25 protein-coding genes are annotated in these 21280 nt (G+C 71.4%); 19 read left to right on the forward strand and 6 right to left on the reverse strand.

The genetic code is table 11. The features are described from left to right. Nucleotides 1-49: 49 nt before the first annotated feature. Both JT1_RS04680 and JT1_RS04685 read right to left on the reverse strand, forming a co-directional pair. Nucleotides 50-820 carry an ABC transporter permease gene (locus JT1_RS04680; RefSeq protein WP_068323829.1) on the reverse strand — a complete coding sequence of 257 codons (771 nt, stop codon included), beginning with the start codon at nucleotides 818-820 and terminating at the stop codon, nucleotides 50-52. Continuing rightward, nucleotides 810-1520 (reverse strand): ABC transporter ATP-binding protein, encoded by a 711-nt coding sequence (locus JT1_RS04685; RefSeq protein WP_068323832.1) that lies wholly within the window; start codon nucleotides 1518-1520, stop codon nucleotides 810-812. The genes JT1_RS04680 and JT1_RS04685 overlap by 11 nt, the downstream gene beginning before the upstream one ends. Nucleotides 1521-1682: 162 nt before the next feature. Between JT1_RS04685 and JT1_RS04690 the strand changes: the two genes are divergently transcribed. The 12 genes from JT1_RS04690 (at nucleotide 1683) to JT1_RS04740 (ending at nucleotide 10540) form a co-directional block, all read left to right on the forward strand. After that, nucleotides 1683-2333, forward strand: coding sequence for a helix-turn-helix transcriptional regulator (locus JT1_RS04690; protein WP_245634669.1), 651 nt, complete (start codon nucleotides 1683-1685; stop codon nucleotides 2331-2333). Further along, entirely contained in the window at nucleotides 2330-3751 is a 1422-nt protein-coding gene (sufB, locus tag JT1_RS04695; RefSeq protein WP_068323838.1) for a Fe-S cluster assembly protein SufB, read from the forward strand. Before JT1_RS04690 ends, sufB begins: the two co-directional genes overlap by 4 nt. Beyond that, nucleotides 3751-4920, forward strand: a complete 1170-nt coding sequence (gene sufD, locus JT1_RS04700) for a Fe-S cluster assembly protein SufD (RefSeq protein WP_068323841.1) — start codon at nucleotides 3751-3753, stop codon at nucleotides 4918-4920. The genes sufB and sufD overlap by 1 nt, the downstream gene beginning before the upstream one ends. Next, nucleotides 4917-5252, forward strand: a complete 336-nt coding sequence (locus JT1_RS04705) for a non-heme iron oxygenase ferredoxin subunit (protein ID WP_068323847.1) — start codon at nucleotides 4917-4919, stop codon at nucleotides 5250-5252. Before sufD ends, JT1_RS04705 begins: the two co-directional genes overlap by 4 nt. Nucleotides 5253-5283: 31 nt before the next feature. Then, complete coding sequence (sufC, locus tag JT1_RS04710; protein WP_068323850.1) at nucleotides 5284-6063, forward strand: Fe-S cluster assembly ATPase SufC; 780 nt, start codon at nucleotides 5284-5286, stop codon at nucleotides 6061-6063. Nucleotides 6064-6065: 2 nt separating this feature from the next. After that, nucleotides 6066-7346: a cysteine desulfurase gene (locus tag JT1_RS04715; RefSeq protein ID WP_068323943.1), complete on the forward strand. Its 1281-nt coding sequence runs from the start codon at nucleotides 6066-6068 to the stop codon at nucleotides 7344-7346. Beyond that, a complete protein-coding gene (gene sufU / locus JT1_RS04720) occupies nucleotides 7346-7816 on the forward strand; it encodes a Fe-S cluster assembly sulfur transfer protein SufU (RefSeq protein WP_068323853.1) in 471 nt (156 codons plus the stop codon). Before JT1_RS04715 ends, sufU begins: the two co-directional genes overlap by 1 nt. Then, a complete protein-coding gene (locus JT1_RS04725) occupies nucleotides 7813-8142 on the forward strand; it encodes a metal-sulfur cluster assembly factor (RefSeq protein ID WP_068323856.1) in 330 nt (109 codons plus the stop codon). The genes sufU and JT1_RS04725 overlap by 4 nt, the downstream gene beginning before the upstream one ends. 11 nt (nucleotides 8143-8153) lie before the next feature. Then, complete coding sequence (locus tag JT1_RS04730) at nucleotides 8154-8723, forward strand: acVLRF1 family peptidyl-tRNA hydrolase (RefSeq protein ID WP_068323859.1); 570 nt, start codon at nucleotides 8154-8156, stop codon at nucleotides 8721-8723. 78 nt (nucleotides 8724-8801) lie between these two features. Continuing rightward, the gene (locus JT1_RS19120) at nucleotides 8802-9482 is read left to right on the forward strand and encodes a BNR-4 repeat-containing protein (RefSeq protein ID WP_082807474.1); all 681 of its coding nucleotides are present in this window, start codon (nucleotides 8802-8804) and stop codon (nucleotides 9480-9482) included. After that, complete coding sequence (locus JT1_RS18240; RefSeq protein WP_169701841.1) at nucleotides 9407-9613, forward strand: hypothetical protein; 207 nt, start codon at nucleotides 9407-9409, stop codon at nucleotides 9611-9613. The genes JT1_RS19120 and JT1_RS18240 overlap by 76 nt, the downstream gene beginning before the upstream one ends. Before the next feature lie 21 nt (nucleotides 9614-9634). After that, a complete protein-coding gene (locus JT1_RS04740) occupies nucleotides 9635-10540 on the forward strand; it encodes a hypothetical protein (RefSeq protein WP_169701849.1) in 906 nt (301 codons plus the stop codon). A gap of 13 nt (nucleotides 10541-10553) precedes the next feature. On the opposite strand, the gene ypfJ is transcribed toward JT1_RS04740, so the two are convergent. Next, the gene (gene ypfJ / locus JT1_RS04745) at nucleotides 10554-11474 is read right to left on the reverse strand and encodes a KPN_02809 family neutral zinc metallopeptidase (RefSeq protein WP_068323868.1); all 921 of its coding nucleotides are present in this window, start codon (nucleotides 11472-11474) and stop codon (nucleotides 10554-10556) included. A 114-nt stretch (nucleotides 11475-11588) separates the two neighbouring features. On the opposite strand from ypfJ, the gene JT1_RS04750 reads away from it, so the two are divergent. From JT1_RS04750 to JT1_RS04770, 5 genes are all read left to right on the forward strand, one after another. Beyond that, nucleotides 11589-13187 (forward strand): ABC-F family ATP-binding cassette domain-containing protein, encoded by a 1599-nt coding sequence (locus JT1_RS04750; protein WP_068323871.1) that lies wholly within the window; start codon nucleotides 11589-11591, stop codon nucleotides 13185-13187. Nucleotides 13188-13267: 80 nt separating this feature from the next. After that, on the forward strand, nucleotides 13268-14917 hold the full coding sequence (locus JT1_RS04755) for a nitrite/sulfite reductase (RefSeq protein WP_082807475.1): 1650 nt from the start codon (nucleotides 13268-13270) through the stop codon (nucleotides 14915-14917). Continuing rightward, the gene (locus JT1_RS04760) at nucleotides 14914-15654 is read left to right on the forward strand and encodes a phosphoadenylyl-sulfate reductase (protein WP_068323877.1); all 741 of its coding nucleotides are present in this window, start codon (nucleotides 14914-14916) and stop codon (nucleotides 15652-15654) included. Before JT1_RS04755 ends, JT1_RS04760 begins: the two co-directional genes overlap by 4 nt. 10 nt (nucleotides 15655-15664) lie before the next feature. After that, nucleotides 15665-16312: a sirohydrochlorin chelatase gene (locus tag JT1_RS04765; RefSeq protein ID WP_068323880.1), complete on the forward strand. Its 648-nt coding sequence runs from the start codon at nucleotides 15665-15667 to the stop codon at nucleotides 16310-16312. 77 nt (nucleotides 16313-16389) lie between these two features. Continuing rightward, entirely contained in the window at nucleotides 16390-18273 is a 1884-nt protein-coding gene (locus tag JT1_RS04770) for an ABC transporter ATP-binding protein (RefSeq protein ID WP_068323882.1), read from the forward strand. Between the two features lie 4 nt (nucleotides 18274-18277). Here JT1_RS04770 and JT1_RS04775 read toward each other — a convergent pair whose 3' ends face one another. From JT1_RS04775 to JT1_RS17705, 3 genes are read right to left on the reverse strand one after another with little or no spacing between them, the layout of a single operon-like run. Further along, entirely contained in the window at nucleotides 18278-19048 is a 771-nt protein-coding gene (locus JT1_RS04775) for an SURF1 family cytochrome oxidase biogenesis protein (protein ID WP_068323884.1), read from the reverse strand. Continuing rightward, on the reverse strand, nucleotides 19048-19263 hold the full coding sequence (locus JT1_RS04780) for a hypothetical protein (protein ID WP_068323887.1): 216 nt from the start codon (nucleotides 19261-19263) through the stop codon (nucleotides 19048-19050). The genes JT1_RS04775 and JT1_RS04780 overlap by 1 nt, the downstream gene beginning before the upstream one ends. Further along, nucleotides 19260-19541: a DUF3099 domain-containing protein gene (locus JT1_RS17705; protein ID WP_245634673.1), complete on the reverse strand. Its 282-nt coding sequence runs from the start codon at nucleotides 19539-19541 to the stop codon at nucleotides 19260-19262. The genes JT1_RS04780 and JT1_RS17705 overlap by 4 nt, the downstream gene beginning before the upstream one ends. Nucleotides 19542-19675: 134 nt before the next feature. On the opposite strand from JT1_RS17705, the gene fabG reads away from it, so the two are divergent. Further along, nucleotides 19676-20386, forward strand: coding sequence for a 3-oxoacyl-[acyl-carrier-protein] reductase (gene fabG, locus JT1_RS04790; protein ID WP_068323890.1), 711 nt, complete (start codon nucleotides 19676-19678; stop codon nucleotides 20384-20386). Between the two features lie 48 nt (nucleotides 20387-20434). Continuing rightward, entirely contained in the window at nucleotides 20435-21190 is a 756-nt protein-coding gene (gene fabI, locus JT1_RS04795; protein WP_068323893.1) for an enoyl-ACP reductase FabI, read from the forward strand. The last annotated feature ends 90 nt before the right edge of the window (nucleotides 21191-21280 follow it).

A 21280-nucleotide genomic window follows, 5' to 3' on the forward strand; every position in this document is an offset into this window, starting at 1 on the left:
CACACCGGCGTCGGGCCCGGCGTCCGCGAGGAGGGGCGGCGAGGGCCCGTCAGTCGCGCCAGCGGAAGGTGCGCACCACGGCCAGCGTGAGCGCGGCACCCCACACGACGAGCACGAGCCACGGCAGCAGGGGCAGGGAGCCCTCGGCGAGGGCGTCGCGGAAGGCGTCGCCCAGGGCGCCGGAGGGGAGCCAGCGCACGACCGCGTCGAGCCCGCCGATCGTGTCGCCGGGCAGGAGCAGCCCGCCGACGCCGGCGAGCAGCACCCACACGAGGTTGGCCACCGCGAGGACGGCCTCGGCGCGGAGGGTCCCGGCGAGCAGGAGCGCGAGGGCGACGAAGACCCACACACCGAGGGCTGCGGTGACCGGGGTGACGACCAGGCCGAGGGGATCGGGACGCCACCCGAGGAGGGCGGCGATGACGCCGAGGACGAGGACCTGCACCGCGGCGACCGCGCAGATCGCGACCGCCTTGCCGAGCAGCAGGCCGTCGGTCCCGACGGGGGTGGTCGCCAGCATGCGCAGGACGCCGTAGCGGCGGTCGAAGGCCGTCTGGATCGCTTGGCCGGTGAAGGCCGTGGACACGACGGCCAGCGCCAGCACGCCGGGGGCCACGGTGGCGATGCGCGGCTCGGGCAGCTCCGGGTAGCCCGCGAGGACGAGCGCCACGAGCGCCATGGCGGGCAGGACGAGCGCGACGAGGAGCTGCTCGCCGTTGCGCAGGAGGATCGCGGCCTCGAAGCGCGCCTGGGCGATCACCCGTCGGCGCCGCGACTGCGCGGCGGGCGCCGTGGTGGGGAGCGAGGGGTCAGTCGGCACGTCGGCCTCCGGTGAGCTCGAAGTACCGGTGCTCGAGCCCGCCGTCCCCGGCGATCTCGCTCGGCGTGCCGTCGGCGACGACGCGGCCACGGTCGAGGATGACGATCCGGTCGGCGAGGCGCTCTGCCTCGTCGAAGCCGTGCGTCGTGACGACGAGCGCCATCCCCCCTTCGCGTCGCTCGCGCACGAGGTCCCAGACGTCCAGGCGCGCGTGTGGGTCGAGCCCGGCGGTCGGCTCGTCGAGGAAGGCGACGGCAGGGGAGCCGACGAGTGCGGCCGCGAGGGCGACGCGCTGGCGCTGCCCACCGCTCAGTCGCCGCACGGGCGTCGTGGCGAAGGGGGCGATGTCGAGCCGGTCGACGAGCTCGTCGACGCAGGTGGTCCGGTAGAGCCGGGCGAGGTGCGTGAGGAGCCGGTGGGCGGAGACACTCTGCGGCAGCCCGCCGTCCTGCAGCATGACGCCCACGCGCGCCCGGTGGTCCGCATCGGCCTGCCAGGGGTCGCTGCCGAGCACGCGCACCGTGCCGGAGTCCGGCCGCTGCAGGCCCTCGAGGCACTCGATCGTCGTCGTCTTGCCGGCACCGTTGGGGCCGAGCACGCAGGTGATCTCGCCGGCGGCGGCACTCCAGCTGGCCCCGTCCACGGCGACCCGGTCACCGAAGACGCGGCGCAGGTCCTCCACGACGACGGCACGTGTCACGGGAGGCGAGTCTAGGCAGCGCGCGCGCCGCTCCACGGTTAGGCATGCCTTTGTTGTGTTGGGACGCCAATTACGTAACATGGATGTGTGGTTATTGCATCGCGAGCAGCGAGGCCGTCGGACACCGACGCCTCCAGTCGTGATGCCCGCACGCGCGATCGCGTGCTGAGCACCATCAGCGAGCGCGGCCCGATCACGGCCGCCGACCTCGCCGCCCACCTCGGTCTGACCGCCACCGGTGTGCGCCGCCACCTCGACCAGCTCGCCGAGGAGGGTGCCGTCACCAGCCGTGCGCCGCACGCCGGCAAGCGCGGCCGCGGACGTCCCGCGCGCGAGTGGGTCGTCGGCGACGTCGGTCACGAGCACCTCACCTCCGACTACGACGACCTGGCCGCCGACGCGATGCGGTTCCTGCGCGAGTCCGTCGGCGAGCAGGCGGTGCGCGACTTCGCCGACCACCGCATCAGCGCGCTCGAGGAGCGCTGCGCGGACCAGGTCGAGGCCGCGGGGGAGGACCCCCGGGCCCGCACCGAGGCGCTGGTCACGGCCCTGCGCGCCGAGGGCTACGCTGCCAGCGCCCGCACGGTCGGCGACGATGTCGTCGTCGGCCTCCAGCTGTGCCAGGGTCACTGCCCGGTCCGGCACGTCGCCGCGGAGTTCCCCGAGCTCTGCGAGGCCGAGACGGATGCCTTCAGCCGGCTCCTCGGCGTCCACGTCCAACGCCTGGCCACCCTGGCCCAGGGCGATCACGTCTGCACCACCTTCGTCCCCACCCCGGGGATGCGTCCCCACACAGAGAGGTCCCCCCGATGAGCACGAACATCGAAGAGCTCAACCCAGGACTGAAGGACATCGGCCGCTACGAGTTCGGCTGGTCGGACACCGACTCGGCCGGGTCCAGCGCCAAACGCGGCCTGGGCGAGGACGTCGTCACCGACATCTCCGACCGCAAGGGCGAGCCGCAGTGGATGCGCGACCTGCGCCTGAAGTCCCTGCGCCTGTTCGACAAGAAGCCCATGCCCAGCTGGGGCAGCGACCTCACCGGCATCGACTTCCAGAACATCAAGTACTTCGTGAAGTCCACCGAGAAGCAGGCGACCTCCTGGGAGGACCTGCCCGAGGACATCAAGAACACGTACGACCGGCTCGGCATCCCCGAGGCGGAGAAGCAGCGCCTCGTCGCGGGCGTCGCCGCCCAGTACGAGTCCGAGGTCGTCTACCACCAGATCCGTGAGGACCTGGAGGAGAAGGGTGTCATCTTCGTCGACACCGACACCGGCCTGCGCGAGCACGAGGACCTCTTCCGCGAGTACTTCGGCACCGTCATCCCGGCCGGCGACAACAAGTTCTCCGCGCTGAACACCGCGGTGTGGTCCGGCGGCTCCTTCATCTACGTCCCGCCGGGCGTCCACGTCGACATCCCGCTGCAGGCCTACTTCCGGATCAACACCGAGAACATGGGCCAGTTCGAGCGGACGCTGATCATCGCCGACGAGGGCTCCTACGTGCACTACGTCGAGGGCTGCACCGCCCCGATCTACAAGACGGACTCGCTGCACAGCGCCGTCGTCGAGATCGTCGTGAAGAAGAACGCCCGCGTGCGCTACACGACGATCCAGAACTGGTCCAACAACGTCTACAACCTCGTCACCAAGCGCACCACGGTCGCCGAGGGCGGGACGATGGAGTGGGTCGACGGCAACATCGGCTCCAAGGTGACGATGAAGTACCCCGCGTGCTTCCTCCTCGGTGAGCACGCCAAGGGCGAGACGCTGTCGATCGCCTTCGCCGGTGAGGGCCAGCACCAGGACGCCGGCGCCAAGATGGTCCACGCGGCGCCCAACACCTCGAGCTCGATCGTCTCCAAGTCGGTGGCCCGCGGTGGCGGCCGCACCTCCTACCGCGGCCTCGTCCAGGTGCTCGAGGGTGCGACCAACAGCAAGTCCTCGGTCGTCTGCGACGCGCTGCTCGTGGACACGATCAGCCGCTCCGACACCTACCCCTACGTCGACGTCCGCGAGGACGACGTGCAGATGGGTCACGAGGCAACCGTCTCCAAGGTCTCCGCCGACCAGCTCTTCTACCTCATGTCGCGCGGCATGAGCGAGGAGGAGGCCATGGCGATGATCGTGCGTGGCTTCGTCGAGCCCATCGCGCGCGAGCTGCCGATGGAGTACGCCCTCGAGCTCAACCGCCTCATCGAACTCCAGATGGAAGGAGCCGTCGGCTGATGAGCCTTCTGGCTGACCCGGGCCAGCAGGCCCACACCCATTCCGCCGAGACGCTGGTCCCGGACCAGTCCCGCGCCGAGCGGACCCGCTCCTGGGACCTCGCCGACTTCCCCGTGCCGCAGGGCCGGGAGGAGGACTGGCGGTTCACCCCGGTCGGGCGTCTCACCGACCTCTTCTCCGACGAAGGGGGGACCGGTGCCCTGGGCGTCGAGCACACCCTGCCGCAGGGTGTCACCCGCTCGCAGATCCCGGCGGAGCAGGCCCGGGCCACGGGCGTCCCGCTGCCGGCCGACCGCGCCGCGGCCGTCGCCGCCAGCGGCGACTCGGTCGTCGTCATCGACATCCCGGCCGAGGCCGAGCTCGGCGAGCCGGTGCGCATCCACCTCACCGGTGAGCCCGGCGACCCGGTGCGTGCCCACCACATCGTGCGCGTCGGGGCCTTCGCGAAGGCCACGGTCGTCGTCGAGCACCGTGGCAGCGCCGACTACACCGAGCTGCTGTCGGTGCTCTCCGGTGACTCCTCGCAGCTGACGATCGTCTCCCTCCAGGACTGGGACGACGAGGCCGTGCACCTCGGCCAGCACGACGTCGTCGTCGGCCGGGACGCGAGCGTGCGGCACATCGCCGTGACGATCGGTGGAGGCATCGTGCGCCTGAACACCAACGCGTCCTACAGCGGGCCCGGCGGTTCCTTCGAGGCCTTCGGCGTCTATTTCGCCGACGCCGGCCAGCACCTCGAGCATCGGCTCTTCGTCGACCACGAGGCGCCGCACTGCACGAGCAACGTCGAGTACAAGGGCGCCCTGCAGGGCGAGACCGCGCACACGGTGTGGGTCGGCGACGTCCTCATCCGCGCCGCGGCCGAGGGCACCGAGACCTACGAGCTCAACCGCAACCTCGTGCTCACCGACGGCGCGCGCGCCGACTCGGTCCCCAACCTGGAGATCGAGACCGGCGAGATCGTCGGCGCCGGTCACGCCTCGACGACCGGTCGCTTCGACGACCAGCAGCTGTTCTACCTGCAGTCGCGCGGTGTGCCCGAGGACGAGGCCCGTCGTCTCGTCGTGCGCGGCTTCTTCAACACCATCGTCCAGCGGATCGGCGACGCCGAGATCAGCGAGCGCGTCATGCGGGCGATCGACATCGAGCTCGAAGGGGGCCGGGCATGAGTGCCGGCGCGCAGCCCGAGTTCATCCGGGTCTGCGGGATCGACGAGCTGACGCCGGGGCAGGCCGCCAAGGCGGACGTCTCCGGTCGGCTCCTCGCCATCGTGCGCGTCGAGGACGGCACCGTCCACGCGATCGACGACGAGTGCACGCACGGCAAGGTCTCGCTCTCCGAGGGCGAGGTCGACGGCTGCACCATCGAGTGCTGGCTGCACGGCTCGCGCTTCGACCTCATCTCCGGGCGCCCCACCGGCCTGCCGGCGACCGTCCCCGTCAAGGTCCACACCGTCCAGGTGACCGACGACGGTGACGTCCTCGTCGCCCTGGCCGACTGACCCACAGACCTCCACACCGAAAGACACCGACATGGCAACTCTCCAGATCACCGACCTGCACGTCAGCGTCGAGACCGAAGACGGCCCCAAGGAGATCCTCAAGGGCGTCACCCTCACCATCAACTCCGGCGAGACCCACGCGATCATGGGTCCCAACGGCTCGGGCAAGTCGACGCTGGCCTACTCCATCGCCGGCCACCCGAAGTACACCGTCACCTCCGGCGAGGTCACCCTCGACGGCGAGGACGTGCTCTCGATGTCCGTGGACGAGCGCGCCCGTGCGGGCCTCTTCCTCGCCATGCAGTACCCGGTCGAGGTCCCCGGCGTCACGGTGAGCAACTTCCTGCGCACCGCAAAGACCGCCATCGACGGCGAGGCGCCCAAGCTGCGCACCTGGGTCAAGGAGGTGCGCGGCACCATGGACGAGCTGCGCATGGACCCCGCGTTCGCCGAGCGCAACGTCAACGAGGGCTTCTCGGGCGGCGAGAAGAAGCGCCACGAGATCCTCCAGATGGAGCTGCTCAAGCCGAAGTTCGCCATCCTCGACGAGACCGACTCCGGTCTCGACGTCGACGCCCTGCGCGTCGTCTCCGAGGGCGTCAATCGGGCCAAGGGCACGACCGACGCCGGCGTCCTGCTCATCACGCACTACACGCGGATCCTGCGCTACATCACCCCCGAGTTCGTCCACGTCTTCGTCGACGGACGGATCGCCGAGCAGGGCGGCCCCGAGCTGGCCGACCAGCTCGAGGCCGAGGGCTACGACCGGTTCCTCGCGACGGGGGAGCCCGCCACGACCGCAGGGGCCTGATGATGGCACCGCAGCTGATCCCCGACGGTGAGCTGGCCGCGATCCGCGGTCAGTTCCCGATCCTCGAGCGCACGGTGCGCGGGGACAAGCCGCTCGTCTACCTCGACTCCGGCGCCACCTCGCACAAGCCCCTCGCCGTGCTCGACGCCGAGCGTGACTTCCTCATGACCTCCAACTCGGCTCCCCACCGCGGCGCGCACGCGCTGTCGGAGGAGGCCACGGAGGCCTACGAGGGCGCCCGCGCGGACATCGCCGCGCTCATCGGTGCCCAAGAGCGCGAGGTGGTCTTCACGAAGAACGCCACCGAGGCGCTGAACCTGGCCGCGTACGCCTTCTCCAACGCCGAGACGGGGTCCCCCCTTCGTCTCGGCGAGGGTGACGAGGTCCTCATCACCGAGGCCGAGCACCACGCCAACCTCGTGCCGTGGCAGGAGCTGTGCCGCCGCACCGGGGCGACCCTGCGCTGGATCGGGGTGACCCAGGAGGGCCGTCTCGACCTCGACCAGCTCGACGAGCTGGTCACCGAGCGGACCAAGGTCATGGCCTTCACCCACGCGTCCAACGTCCTGGGCGCCGTGAGCGACGTGCCCCGGCTCGTCGCGGCGGCCCGGTCCGTCGGCGCGATCACGGTCCTCGACGCCTGCCAGTCGGTGCCGCACCTGCCGGTGGACGTGCGTGAGCTCGGCGTCGACCTGCTCGCCTTCTCCGGCCACAAGATGTACGGCCCGAGCGGGATCGGTGTGCTCTGGGGCCGCTACGACCTCCTCGAGCAGATGCCCGCCTTCCTCACCGGCGGGTCGATGATCGAGCTCGTGCGCATGGAGGGCAGCACCTACGCGCCGCCGCCCACGCGCTTCGAGGCCGGCGTGCCGATGACGAGCCAGGCCATCGGGCTGGGCGCGGCCGTGCGCTGGATCCGCGACATCGGTCTCGAGCGCATCGCCGCCCACGAGCAGGCGCTCACCGCGCAGCTGCTCACGGCCCTGGCCGAGCGTCCGTGGGTGCGCCTCGTCGGCCCCGCCGACACCGTGCACCGCGGTGCCGCCGTCTCCTTCGTCGTCGACGGCGTGCACGCGCACGACGTCGGGCAGGTCCTCGACGACCAGGGCGTCGCCGTGCGGGTGGGCCACCACTGCGCGTGGCCTCTGCACCGGGCCTTCGGCGTCGCGGCCACCACCCGCGCGTCGCTGGCCGTCTACAACACCCCGGCCGAGATCGACACGCTCGTGGCGGCGCTCGACCGGGTGCCGCAGATCTTCGGCGTCGACGCAGGAGCCGCCTGATGGACCTCTACCAGGAGCTGATCCTCGACCACTCCAAGCGCAAGGTCGGTCACGGCCTGCGCGAGGGGCACGCGTCCGAGGTGCACCACGTCAACCCGACCTGCGGCGACGAGGTGACCCTGCGCGTGCACCTCGACGGCACCGGTCACGACGCTCGGATCACCGACATCTCCTACGAGGCGATGGGCTGCTCGATCTCCATGGCGAGCACCTCGATCCTCGCCGAGGAGGTCACCGGTGAGACCGTCGACGAGGCGATGGACGTCCACGAGGCGATGCGGCGCATGCTGACCAGCCGCGGCCAGGACGCCGGCGACGAGGAGGTCATCGGCGACGGAGTCGCCCTGGCCGGCGTCGCGCAGTACCCGGCACGCGTCAAGTGCGCGTTGCTCGGCTGGATGGCCCTCACCGACGCGCTGGCCCAGGCCGGCGTCGACGTCTCGACCACTTCCCAAGGAGAGAGCGCATGACCGCCCAGGCACCCACCCCGAGCAATGTCGCGGACGTCGAAGAGGCGCTGCGCGATGTCGTCGACCCCGAGCTCGGCATCAACGTCGTCGACCTCGGCCTCGTCTACGGCATCACCGTCGACCCGCAGAACCACGCGGTCATCGACATGACCCTCACCTCCGCTGCCTGCCCGCTGACCGATGTCATCGAGGACCAGGTCGACCAGGCCCTCACCGACCTCGTCACCGACTCGCGGATCAACTGGGTCTGGATGCCGCCGTGGGGTCCGGACAAGATCACCGACGACGGGCGCGAGCAGCTGCGCGCCCTCGGCTTCAACATCTGAGCACCACTCCCGTGCCCCGCACCGTCGAGGTCGACCCCGCTCGACTCGACCGCTGGGCGGCGGGCTTCGCGGCCCGGCACGACGGCGTCACCCGCGCCGACGAGCCGGGTCGTGTCGTGCTCCGGGGCGGTGACGGCGCGAGCGCCGTGGGGGAGCGCTTCGACCACGAGCGGATCGGCCTGGTGCTCCTGCGCCGCGGCGGCCACGCCGTCGGACGCGACGAAGGGGGTGACCTCCTCGCGCACACGTGCGGCACCGGGTATGTCCAGGGCCGGACGAAGAAGGGCGGCTGGAGCCAGCAGCGCTACGCGCGCCGCCGCGGCAACCAGTCGGACGCGGTCGTCGACGCGGTCGTGGGCCTGGCGCTGCGGCACCTCCCGCGGGGCTCGGTCGACGCACTCCTCGTCGGCGGTGACCGACGCCTCGTCGCGCAGGTGCTCGAGGACCCACGCCTGGCCCACCTGCGCGACCTCCCGCGACGGGAGCTGTGGGGCCTGCCCGACCCCCGGTTCGCGGTGCTCGTCGACGCCGCCCGCCGCGCGCGTGCCGTCTGGCTCGCGGTGGACGAGCCCGGGACCTGATCACGTCGGGTGTGGAGTATCGTCCGTACCGGGAGGGGGCCAGGGAGGGCCCCACCATGAACCGGGGGAGAACCACTCATGGCACCTCGTGCCGTCGTCCCTGTGTCCGCAGTCGTCATCTCGCTCGGGGTGGCGTGGTCGTCATCGGCGGGTGCCGAGCCGCATGGCGAACGAGCGCGTGGCAGCGGGTCGCTCAGCACCGTCGCACCCGCGCCGCCGGTCCCCATCGACCGGGGTGAGGCCATCGAGCACCGGCCGACCACCCAGCAGCTGCGCCGGGCCGAGCAGCTGTCCGACGCCCCGCTCCAGCGGGAGGCGCAGCCGATCCAGAGCATCCGGCCCGCGTCCGCGGCGGGATCGGTCCGCGAGGCCCGGCCCGTGCGGCTCACGAGCAACGGTGCCTGGACCTGGTACTCCGACCCGCGCGTCCTGGAGACCTCACGGGCGACTTACTTCGCCTACGTCACCCGGGCCGGCTCGGTGATGCTCACGTCCCTGAGCAACGCTGACGCGCGGATGGAGACGACCACCCTCAGTCGCTATCAGCTGCGCGACGACCACAACGTGCCCGCGCTCGTCGAGACGGCGGACGGCCGGGTCGTCGCCTTCTGGGGCGGCCACGGCAGGGCGCCCGTGCGGTACCGGGTGAGCGGTCCTCAGGGCGCGATCTCCTCATGTCGGCCGTGCGCAGGCTCAAGGGCTCGGGCATGGAGAACGTCAGGACGACGTACGTCCAGGCCTTCCGGATGCGCGGGGTGAGGAACCAGTACCACCTGCTCACCCGCCGCTACTCGGACCAGAACTGGGTGCTGACGACGAGCAAGGACCTCGTGACGTGGACCAAGCCGCTCCAGCTGTTCAAGAACTCCGACACCGTCGACAACACCTGACCCTACCTCGAGGCCGCCTCCGTGGGGTGGAAGGAGATGCACCTCGCGGTCTCCGACGGGCACGCAGCCCAGGACCCCGACAACTCGCTGTACCACTTCACCTTCGACGCGGAGACCAAGGCGCTGCGCAGGTCGGACGGTCGCTGGGTGGCCCGGCCCGCGTACCCGCGCTCGGGGACGCTCGTCTACGACGGTCACAGCCTCGACGGCCGCGTGCGCGTCTACGACCTCGCGCTGCGCGGCAATCGCCCGACCGTCGCCTTCACGACCGTCGACCGCAGCCCGGACCCCCCCGGGTACACGTACAAGTGGGCGACCCTGTGGGGCAGCGCATGGCAGACGCGGACCCTCGCCCGGCAGGAGGAATACCCGGAGGGAATCTCGCTCGACAGCAGCGACGCGACGACCGCCTACGTCGTCACCCGGGAGGGTGAGGACACCCAGCTGTCCGAGCTGCGGACCGCGGACGGTGGGGTCACGTGGCGGGCCCGGCCGGTCGCCGCCCAGACCGGTGAGCAGCGGACCCCGACGACCCCCTTCGGCACGGGCGGCCAGTACTCCGTCATGTGGATGGCCGGCCCGTACACGGACTGGACCGACTACCGCACCTCGCTCGTCGGAGAGTCCACGGGCCCCGCGCCGATCAGCCTCACGGCGACCTGGCCGAGCAACTGGGCCAGCGGCGGTGGCGTGAGCGCCCGGATCCGGGCCGGCATCGGCGGCCCGGATGTCGAGGGCGTCACGGTCTGGCTGCTCGTGAAGCGGCCGGGGAAGCCGCAGCAGTTCGTGCGCTCGGCCACGACCGATGCCACCGGGACCGTGCGCTTCGCGGTCAACCGCTACTACCCCAAGGGCACGACGGTCTGGGTCTTCGCACCCGCTGCCGGGGACTGGGGTGCCGCCAAGTCGCAGGGCAGACGGAAGTAGGCCGTGGCGGCCGTCAGATGTTGTTGGGGTCCGCGACCTCGAAGGTGTCGCAGCTGCCCACCGACTCGGCCTTCATGCCGCGCAGCAACCAGGCCTGACGGGCCTTGGCCGAGCCGTGGGTCCAGCCCTCGGGGTTGACGCCCCCGCCGGACTTCTTCTGGATCTCGTCGTCGCCGACGGACTTGGCCGCGCCCATGGCGTTCTTCACGTCGGCCTCGCTGATGTCGGTGAGCAGGACCTGACCGTTGGCGTCCTTGGTCTGCGTGGCGTCCTGGATCCACATGCCGGCGAAGCAGTCCGCCATGAGCTCGACCCGCACCGCGCCCGAGCTGGCGCCCTGCGGGTCCTTCTGGGCCTCGTCGAGGACGCCGTAGACGTTCTGGATGTGGTGCCCGTACTCGTGGGCGAGGACGTACAGCTCGGCCAGCGTGCCGTCCTGCGCGCCGAGCTGCTGCTCCATGATGTCGAAGAAGTCGGTGTCGATGAAGATGCGCTCGTCGACGGGGCAGTAGAAGGGGCCGACCTGGTTGCTCGCGGTGCCGCACTGCGACTGCGTCTGCCCGGTGTAGACGACGACCTTGTCCGGTCCGCGGAACTGCTGGTTGGCTCCCTCGAGCGCCTTGGCGAGGTCGGGCTGCTGGCTCCAGAAGTCGTGCAGGCTGTTCTCGCCGAGGACCATGAGGCACTCGCGGTCCTTCTTGGCATCGGCACCGGTCCGGCACTTCTCGGCGAGGCGGTTGTCGCCACCCTGGGCGCTGGTGTCCTGGGGGGCGCCCCCGCCGTTCAGCATGTCGCCGTTGCCGGTGAGGACGAGGATGACGGCGATGATGAGACCGACGATGCCGCCACCGGCCACGACAGGACCGCGACCCCGTCCGCCACCTCCGCCACCCATGCGCGAGGTGTCGAGCGAGGCGTTGTCGTTGATGCTCACGGCGGTCCTCCAGGGGGGGTGCGGTCCGGTCGGACCGGCACGGATGCGGTGACGGTGGGATCTGCGACTTACACTAACCGCCGACCCACCTTCGTACCTGCAGGAGAACCACCCGTGATCACAGCCAGCGGCATCGAGCTGCGCGCGGGGTCCCGCATCCTGCTCGAGGACGCCTCCTTCCGGGTCGCCGCGGGCGACCGGGTCGGCCTCGTCGGGCGCAACGGGGCGGGCAAGACGACGCTCACCAAGGTCCTCGCGGGCCAGGGGCAGGCGGCGGCGGGCTCGGTCACCTCCAGCGGTGGCATCGGCTACCTCCCGCAGGACCCGCGCACCGGCGACCTCACCGTCACCGCGCGCCAGCGCATCCTGTCCGCCCGCGGGCTCGACCGCATCGTCACCGACCGGGCGACCGCGGAGCAGCGGATGGCCAGCGCGGACCCCGAGACCCTCGAGCGCGCCATGGCGCGCTTCGGCCGGCTCCAGGAGGAGTTCGAGGCAGCCGGTGGCTACGCCGCGGAGTCGGAGGCGGCGAGCATCGCCTCCGCCCTCGGCATCGACGAGGGCCGGCTCGACCAGAGCCTCGAGACCCTCTCCGGCGGCCAGCGGCGAAGGGTGGAGCTGGCCCGCATCCTCTTCTCCGGCAACGAGACCCTCCTGCTCGACGAGCCGACCAACCACCTCGACGCCGACTCGATCGGCTGGTTGCGCGACCACCTGAAGAACTACAAGGGCGGGCTGATCATCATCAGCCACGACGTCGAGCTGCTCGAGGTCGTCGTCAACCGGGTCTTCCACCTGGATGCCAACCGCTGCGAGATCGACCAGTACAACATGGGCTGGAAGAACTACCTCCAGCAGCGCGAGACCGACGAGCGGCGCCGCAAGCGCGAGGTGCAGAACGCGACGAAGAAGGCCGGCGCCCTCCTGGACCAGGCCGAGAAGATGCGCGCCAAGGCGACCAAGGCGACGGCCGCGCAGCAGATGATCAAGCGCGCCGAGCGGATGCTCGCCGGCGTCGAGGGAGAGCGAACGCAGGACCGCGTGGCCAAACTGCGCTTCCCGGACCCCGCCCCCTGCGGGCGGACCCCCCTTCGTGCCTCAGGCCTGTCCCGGTCCTACGGGAGCCTGGAGATCTTCACCGACGTCGACCTCGCGATCGACCGGGGGAGCAAGGTCGTCGTCCTCGGGTTCAACGGTGCCGGCAAGACGACGCTGCTGCGGATGCTCGCCGGCGTCGATGCCCCCGACACCGGCCAGGTCGAGCCGGGCCACGGCCTGAAGCTCGGCTACTACGCGCAGGAGCACGAGAACCTCGACGTCGACCGCACGGTGCTGGCCAACATGAAGTCGGCCGCCCCCGACCTCGGCGAGACCGAGGTGCGCAAGGTGCTCGGCTCCTTCCTCTTCACCGGGGACGACGTCGACAAGCCGGCCGGGGTGCTCTCCGGCGGCGAGAAGACGCGCCTGTCGCTCGCCCTGCTCGTCGTCTCCAGCGCCAACGTCCTGCTCCTCGACGAGCCGACCAACAACCTGGACCCGGCGAGCCGGGAGGAGATCCTCGGGGCGCTGTCGACCTTCAAGGGCGCGGTCGTCCTCGTGACGCACGACGAGGGCGCCGTCGACGCGCTCAAGCCGGAGCGGATCCTCCTGCTGCCCGACGGCGTCGAGGACTTCTACAGCGCGGACTACCGGGACCTCGTCACGCTGGCGTGAGCCCCGGCTGCCCGGCAGGTGAGATGCATAACGACAGGTTATGGATCCGATAACTCCGGCCGTAGGATGAGCGGGTGACTGTGACGACCCGCCCCACCCGCAGCAAGTCCAACGGCGCCTGGGCCGACGGCGACCGCACCCCGTTGAACCACAACGAGGAGTTCAAGCTGGAGGACGACGCGCTCAACGTGCGCGGGCGCATCGAGGACGTCTACGCCGAGGGTGGCTTCGCCTCGATCGCCCCGGACGACCTCAGCGGTCGCTTCCGCTGGTGGGGCCTGTACACGCAGCGCAAGCAGGGGCTCGACGGCACCCACACGGGTGAGGACGGCCTCGACGACGAGTACTTCATGATGCGCGTGCGCAGCGACGGCGGCCGGGTGAGCACCGAGCAGCTGCGCACCATCGCGGGCATCAGCACCGAGTTCGCCCGGGACACCGCCGACATCTCCGACCGGCAGAACATCCAGCTGCACTGGGTGCGCATCGAGGACGTCCCCGAGATCTGGCGTCGCCTGGAGTCCGTGGGACTGTCGACGACCGAGGCCTGCGGCGACTGCCCGCGCACCATGCTCGGCTCGCCGGTCGCCGGCATCGACAAGGACGAGATCATCGACGGCACGCCGGCGATGGACATCATCAAGCGCCAGTACATCGGCAGCCCCGAGTTCTCCAACCTCCCGCGCAAGTACAAGACGGCGATCTCGGGCTCGCCGCACCTCGACATCGCCCACGAGATCAACGACATCTCCTTCGTCGGCGTCGTGCACCCCGAGCTCGGCCCGGGCTTCGACGTGTGGGTCGGCGGTGGCCTCTCGGTCAAGCCGATCTTCGCCCAGCGGCTCGGCGTCTGGGTCTCCCTCGAGGACGTCCCGGCGGTCTGGCACGGCGTCACCTCGATCTTCCGCGACCACGGTTACCGCCGGCTGCGCAACAAGGCGCGGCTGAAGTTCCTCATGGCCGACTGGGGGCCGGAGAAGTTCCGTCAGGTCCTCGAGCGGGACTACCTCGGTCGCGCCCTGCCCGACGGGCCCGAGGCGGTCGCGGCCCCCGGCAGCCGCCGTGACCACGTGGGCATCCACGAGCAGCAGGACGGCCGGGTGTGGGTCGGCGCGGCCCCCATCGCCGGCCGCATGACGGGCACCAAGCTCACCCGGCTGGCCGAGCTCGCCGAGGCCGCGGGCAGCGAGCGCATCCGCTTCACCCCGCACCAGAAGGTCCTCGTGCTCGACGTCGACCCCGAGCGGTCCGAGCAGCTGGCCGTCGACCTCAAGGACCTCGACCTCGAGGTCTTCCCGAGCGAGTGGCGCCGCAACGTCCTGGCCTGCACCGGCCTGGAGTTCTGCAAGCTCGCCCTCACCGACACCAAGAACCGCGCCCGCTGGACCGTCGAGGAGCTCGAGAAGCGCCTCGACATCGACGTCCCCTTCAGCATCCACTTCAACGGTTGCCCCAACAGCTGCGCCCGCAGCCAGGTTGCCGACGTGGGCCTGAAGGGCATGCTCGAGAAGAAGGAGGACGGCTCCCACGAGGAGGTCTTCCAGGTGCACCTCGGTGGTGCCCTCGCCGAGGACACCGCACTGGCGCGCAAGACCCGCGCGCTCAAGGTCCGCGGCGACGACCTGCCCGACTACATCGAGCGGCTGGCCCGCACCTACCTCGCCCAGCGCGAGGAGGGCGAGCCCTTCCGCCTGTGGGTCCGGCGCGCCGAGGAGGACGACATCCGATGACGAGCACCATCTCGACCGACCGTCTGCAGGAGCTCGCCCGAGCCGGCGAGGAGCGTTTCGCCGCGCTCGAGCGCGAGCTCGGCGACACGCACGAAGGGAGGGTCGAGCTGGGACGTCAGGCGCTGGCCTGGGCCCACGAGACCTTCGGCGCCGGCCTGACCGTCGCCAGCTCGATGGGCGACGAGGTGCTCGTCCACCTCGTCGGCACGACACTGCAGGACGCCGACGTCTTCTTCCTCGACACCGGCTACCACTTCGCCGAGACGATCGGGACGCGGGACGCCTACGAGGCCATGCTGCCGATCCGGCTGCGCACCATCTACCCGAAGCTCACCGTCGCCGAGCAGGACGCGGAGCACGGCCCCCGGCTGCACGACCGCGACCCCAACCTGTGCTGCGCGATGCGCAAGGTCGAGCCGCTCAACCGTGCCCTCGAGGAGCACGACGCGTGGGTCACCGGCATGCGGCGCGAGGACGCCCCGACGCGCACGGACATCACCGTCGTCGGCTGGGACGACAAGCGCGCCATGGTCAAGCTCAACCCGATCGCCGGCTGGACCCAGGACGACGTCGACCAGTACGCGGCCGAGCAGTCGGTCTTCCTCAACCCCCTTCGCCAGAGCGGATACGCCTCCATCGGCTGCGCCCCGTGCACCCGACCCGTCGCCGAGGGCGAGGACGCGCGCGCCGGACGCTGGTCCGGCACGGACAAGGTGGAGTGCGGGCTGCACACGTGATGGTCGGTCCGTGACGACCGTCCTGCTGGCACACGGGTCCCCGGACCCGCGGCACGCCAGCACCCTCGAGCGACTGCGGCAACGCGTCGAGGCCCCGCTCGAGGCGATGGGTCGGGGCGCGACCCGACTGGTCTACCTCGAGCACGACCATCCGCAACCGCACGAGTTGGGTGCGGAGCTGACCGACGAGGTCACCCTCCTGCCGATGCTCATCACCCCCGCCTTCCACGCCCGCGTCGACGTCCCCGCAGCCGCGCGGGCCCTCGGCGCCGGCGGGGCGCCCGTGCGCGTCGCGCCGGCACTGGGCGGCGACCCGCTCCTCCTGCTCGCCGTCGAGGAGCGCCTGCGCGCGGCCGGCCACGACGCCGACGCCGCGGTGCTGCTCGTCGCCGGCGGGTCCAGCTCCGGGCAGGCCGGGCAGAGCATCCGCACGCTCCTGGACGCCCACCCTCGCCCGGGGTGGCTCACGATGACGCTCGCCGCCCCCCGCGCCGGCGCGGCGAGCGGTCGGGTCGTCGTGCCCGCGACCCTCGCCGAGGGCGTGCTCCACGACAAGGTGGCCGCGCTCGCCCGGGCGGCGGGCGCCCCCTTCGTCCCCGGCGGGCTCGCGGACACCGGCGCCGTCGCACGACTCGTCCTGCGCCGCGTCCTGGGCTGAACCGCGCACACTGGGGGTGCGGGGGAATCCCGCAGGCGCCGGGGCGGTTGTCGTCCCCGGACGACGAGGAGCAGCAGATGATGAACAGCGCCTGGGGACTCATGCAGTCGATGAGCCACGGCGAGAGCGCGAAGGGGACACCCCTCCCGCCCGGCACGGCCCGACGGGTCCTGGGCTACGCCACACCCTTCAAGCGCACGATCGCGGCCTTCCTCGCGCTCGTCGCGGTCGGCTCGCTCACGGTCGTCGCCGTGCCGCTGCTCCTGCAGCGCCTCATCGACGACGGGGTGACACCGCAGGACCGCCGCGTCGTCGTGACGCTGGCGCTGCTCGTCGCGCTCATCGCGGTCGTCGAGGCGGTCACGACCCTCGCGCAGCGGTGGTTCTCCGCGCGCATCGGTGAGGGGCTGATCCACCTGCTGCGCACCGAGGTCTTCTCGCACGTGCTCCGTCAGCCCATCGCCTTCTTCACCCGCGCCCAGACCGGGGCCCTGGTCAGCCGGCTCAACAGCGACGTCATCGGCGCCCAGCAGGCCTTCACGACCGTGCTGTCCTCGGTCGTCAGCAATGTCATCTCGCTCGTGCTCATCATCGGCGCGATGCTCACGCTCTCGTGGCAGCTGACCCTCGCGGCGCTGGCCCTCGTGCCCTTCTTCATCGTCCCCGCCAAGCTCATGGGCCGGCGTCTCGCCGGTCTGTCCTCGGAGCAGATGAACCTCAACGCCGACCTCGGCACGCAGATGACCGAGCGGTTCAACGTCGCCGGCGCGCTGCTCGTGAAGATCTTCGGCCAGCCGGCCCGGGAGATCGAGCAGTACGACCTGCGGGCCGCGCGCGTGCGGGACATCGGTGTGCGGATCGCCGTCAACCGCGCCCTCTTCTTCGTCATGCTCACCGCCCTCGCCTCCCTCGCGACGGCCATGGTCTACGGCGTCGGTGGCCTCATGGCCGTCGAGGGCGGGCTCACCGTCGGCACGCTCCTCGCCCTCGCGGCCCTGCTCGCGCGGCTCTACGGGCCGCTCACCGCGATCTCCAACGTGCACGTCGACGTGCTCACCGCGCTGGTCTCCTTCGCCCGCCTCTTCGAGCTGCTCGACATGCCCTCGAGCATCGTCGAGACCGAGGACGCCCGACGGCTCCCGGAGGGCGAGGCCCTGGCCGTCGAGCTGGACGACGTGCACTTCACCTACCCCGGTGCGGACACCATCTCGCTGCGCTCCCTCGAGGGCGCGACGACCGGTGACCGCGAGGAGGGCGGCCCGGTGCTGCAGGGCGTGACCTTCCGCGCCGAGCCCGGCCAGCTCGTGGCGCTCGTCGGCCCGAGCGGCGCCGGCAAGAGCACGATCACCTCGCTCGTCACCCGCTTCTACGACCCGACGCAGGGAGCCGTGCGGATCGGCGGCGTCGACCTGCGCGAGGCCACCCTGGAGTCGGTCGCCGACACGGTCGGGATGGTCACCCAGGAGGCACACCTCTTCCACGACACCCTGCGCGGCAACCTCGCCTACGCCAAGCCGGACGCGACCGAGGAGGAGATGTGGGCGGCCCTCGAGGCCGCGCGCATCGGCCACCTCGTGCACTCGCTGCCCGCCGGCCTCGACACCGTCGTGGGGGACCGGGGCCACCGCCTGTCCGGCGGCGAGAAGCAGCGCTTCGCCATCGCCCGGCTGCTGCTGAAGTCACCCGCCGTGCTCATCCTCGACGAGGCGACGGCGCATCTGGACAGCGAGTCGGAGGTGGCCGTGCAGCGGGCGCTCGACACCGCGCTCGAGGGGCGCACGGCGATCGTCATCGCGCACCGGCTCTCGACGATCCGCAAGGCGGACCAGATCCTCGTCGTCGACGACGGCCGCGTCGTCGAGCGAGGCCGGCACGCCGAGCTCATCGCCCGGGGCGGCGTCTACGCCGACCTCTACACCACGCAGTACGCGGAGAGCGAGGAGCCGATCGAGGTGGGCTGACGGCTCAGCCGTCCTCCTCGTCCCAGATGCGCACCTTCCTGGGGCGGGGGGTGGACGGGTCGGCCTCCTGCGCCTCGCGGCGCAGCGCGACGACCACGAAGACCCACAGTGCCGGGATCACGAGCCACCACTGGATGGCGTAGGCCAGGTGCGGCCCGGTGTCGGTGTCCGGCACCTCGAGCGGCTCGGGGCGCTCGCCCTCCGGGGACTCCTGATGCAGCTCGAGGTAGGCGCCGAGCACCTGCCCGTCGACCTGCTCGGACACCTCGTCGAGGTTGATGCTCGCGACCTGTCCGGCGGGCAGGTCCCGGCCCAGGCTCGCCTCGCCGAGGCGCACCCACCCGGTCACGGTCACCTCCCCGGAGGGGACGGCTGGGACCTCGGGGGCGACGTCGGCCCCCTTCGGGCTGTTGGGGACCCAGCCCCGGTCGACGACGAGGACGTCCCCGTCACCGAGGCGAAGGGGGACGAGCACCTCGTAGCCGTACGTCCCGTCGAGCGGACGGTTGCGCACGAGGAGCTGCTCGTCGGCGAGGTACTCGCCGGTGGCGCTCACCCGCGTCCACTCGTCGTCGACCCCGACCGGTGCCGCAGTGAGGACGTCGGCCACCGGGACCGGCTCGGCCTCGTAGTGCTCGGTGATCCGGTCGGCGCGCGCGGAGCGGTCCTCGTACTTGCCCCACTGCCACTGGCCGAGCCAGACGCATGCGAGCGAGACGAGGAGGACGAGGGAGAACCACCCGAGCCACCTCGGGGTGAGGGCACGGCGCAGCATCAGCCCGCGTCGGCCGGGATCTCGTCGAGGGCGCACGTGGTCACGGGGAACCCGCGGACCGACAGGTGCTCCTGCAGGACGCTCTCGTGCTCGTCGCAGGCCAACCAGACCTTGCGGCGGGACTCGTCGTGGATGCGGGGGTTGCGCCACAGGACCGCCCGGGTCGCCGCGGCGCGGCACGCCTTGCGGCTGCACACGAGGTCGGGCTCGCTCATCGCGGTCCGAGCTGGCGGGGCGCGTCGGAGGTCCGCAGGCTGGCGTCCGGGTCGACGTCGCGCGTGTTGACCGCGTTGACGAGGACGACCGCGACGTAGGGCAGGACCACCGCGAGCAGGACGCAGGTCCAGCGCAGCCAGCCCTCGAAGAAGTAGGCCCCCACGAAGCACACCGTGCGCAGCGCCATCGTCATGAGGTACTGACGCATCCGGCCGCGTTGCTCGTCGTGCAGCGAGATCGGGGCCGTCGTGACGGACTGGACGGGGACGTGGGACACGTCTTCAGGGTACGCCGCGGGCCCGTGAGCGGGTCCCGCGGGGCGGGCAGGACTCCGCGTACCGGGCGGTAGTGCTCTAGCGTCGGAGCCGAGGTGACCGGAGGCACATCCGGTCCAGCGACGACGGGAGTGGGATGACATCGCGGCGAGTGCTCGTCACGGGAGGCAACCGAGGGATCGGCGAGGCCATCGCCCGCCGGCTGCAGGCGGACGGCCACCGGGTCGTCGTGACCTCGAGGTCGGGTGACGCGGTCGACGGACTCGACGTCGTCGCCTGCGAGATCACCGACAGCGACTCGGTGGACGCGGCCTTCGCCGCGGCCAAGGAGCTGCTCGGCGGTGACATCGAGGTGCTCGTCGCCAACGCCGGGATCACCAAGGACACGCTGCTCATGCGCATGTCCGACGACGACTTCTCCGCGGTCGTCGACACCAACCTGCACGGGACCTTCCGGTGCGTCCGCCGGGCCGCGACCGCCATGGTCAAGGCCCGCTTCGGTCGGGTCATCATGATCTCCAGCGTCGTCGGGCTCTACGGGTCGCCGGGCCAGACCAACTACGCCGCCTCCAAGGCGGGCCTCGTCGGCATGGCGCGCTCGATGACCCGCGAGCTCGGCGCCCGAGGGATCACCGCCAACGTCGTCGCCCCTGGCTTCATCGAGACCGACATGACGGCCGAGCTGCCCGAGAAGACCCGCGCCGAGTACCAGAGCGCCATCCCCGCACGTCGCTACGGCCAGGGCGACGAGATCGCCGCCGCCGTCGCCTTCCTCGCCTCCGACGAGGCGTCCTACATCTCCGGCGCGGTCATCCCCGTCGACGGTGGCCTCGGCATGGGCCACTGAGTGAGCCCCAACAGCCCATCCTCCGCGCAGCACGAAAGGCACCAGCAGATGCTCACCGGCAAGACCTTCCTCATCACCGGCGTCCTCATGGAGTCGTCGATCGCCTTCCACGTCGCCAAGCTCGCGCAGGAGCAGGGCGCGCAGGTCATCCTCACGAGCTTCGGCCGGACGATGAAGATCACCAGGACCATCGCCAAGCGGCTCCCGCAGGAGGCGCCCGTCATCGAGCTCGACGTGACGAGCGAGGAGGACCTCGCCGCCCTCGCCGACCGCATCGGTGAGCACGCCGAGCGCCTCGACGGCGTCCTGCACTCCATCGGCTTCGCGCCCGAGGGGGCCTTCAACTTCCTCGACGCGTCGTGGGAGGACGTCTCGACCGCGGTCCACGTGTCGGCGTACTCGCTCAAGGCCCTGGCCGTCGCCGCGCTGCCGCGGATGACCGAGGGTGGCTCCGTCGTGGGCCTGACCTTCGACGCGAGCTTCGCCTGGCCGGTCTACGACTGGATGGGCGTGGCCAAGGCCGCCTTCGAGTCGACCAACCGCTACCTCGCGCGTGACCTCGGGCCGAAGGGGGTCCGCTGCAACCTCGTCGCCGCCGGCCCGATCCGCACGACCGCCGCGAAGTCGATCCCCGGCTTCGAGCAGTTCGAGGAGTCCTGGGACGGCCGCGCACCGATGGGCTGGGACGTCAACGACCCGGTACCGACCGCGAAGGCCTGCACGATGCTGCTGTCCGACTGGTTCCCCGCCACGACCGGCGAGATCCTGCACGTGGACGGCGGCGTCCACGCGATGGGCATCTGAGGCTCGACCGCCTTCCCGCCCCGCGCCCCGCGCCCCGCGCCCCCGCGCTCCGCTCCACGCGCTCCGCTCCGCCCCCGCTCCGCGCCCCCG

Origin of the sequence: Janibacter terrae NBRC 107853, from assembly GCF_001591405.1 — a bacterium.
Lineage (GTDB): Bacteria > Actinomycetota > Actinomycetes > Actinomycetales > Dermatophilaceae > Janibacter > Janibacter terrae.

Coding starts and splice junctions, on each gene's coding strand:
- sufB (WP_068323838.1), top strand. CDS start 2,330: ATGAGCACGAACATCGAAGAGCTCAACCCAGGACTGAAGGACATCGGC.
- sufD (WP_068323841.1), top strand. CDS start 3,751: ATGAGCCTTCTGGCTGACCCGGGCCAGCAGGCCCACACCCATTCCGCC.
- JT1_RS04705 (WP_068323847.1), top strand. CDS start 4,917: ATGAGTGCCGGCGCGCAGCCCGAGTTCATCCGGGTCTGCGGGATCGAC.
- sufC (WP_068323850.1), top strand. CDS start 5,284: ATGGCAACTCTCCAGATCACCGACCTGCACGTCAGCGTCGAGACCGAA.
- JT1_RS04715 (WP_068323943.1), top strand. CDS start 6,066: ATGGCACCGCAGCTGATCCCCGACGGTGAGCTGGCCGCGATCCGCGGT.
- sufU (WP_068323853.1), top strand. CDS start 7,346: ATGGACCTCTACCAGGAGCTGATCCTCGACCACTCCAAGCGCAAGGTC.
- JT1_RS04725 (WP_068323856.1), top strand. CDS start 7,813: ATGACCGCCCAGGCACCCACCCCGAGCAATGTCGCGGACGTCGAAGAG.
- JT1_RS19120 (WP_082807474.1), top strand. CDS start 8,802: ATGGCACCTCGTGCCGTCGTCCCTGTGTCCGCAGTCGTCATCTCGCTC.
- JT1_RS04760 (WP_068323877.1), top strand. CDS start 14,914: ATGACGAGCACCATCTCGACCGACCGTCTGCAGGAGCTCGCCCGAGCC.
- JT1_RS04770 (WP_068323882.1), top strand. CDS start 16,390: ATGATGAACAGCGCCTGGGGACTCATGCAGTCGATGAGCCACGGCGAG.
- JT1_RS04775 (WP_068323884.1), bottom strand. CDS start 19,048: ATGCTGCGCCGTGCCCTCACCCCGAGGTGGCTCGGGTGGTTCTCCCTC.
- JT1_RS04780 (WP_068323887.1), bottom strand. CDS start 19,263: ATGAGCGAGCCCGACCTCGTGTGCAGCCGCAAGGCGTGCCGCGCCGCG.
- fabG (WP_068323890.1), top strand. CDS start 19,676: ATGACATCGCGGCGAGTGCTCGTCACGGGAGGCAACCGAGGGATCGGC.
- fabI (WP_068323893.1), top strand. CDS start 20,435: ATGCTCACCGGCAAGACCTTCCTCATCACCGGCGTCCTCATGGAGTCG.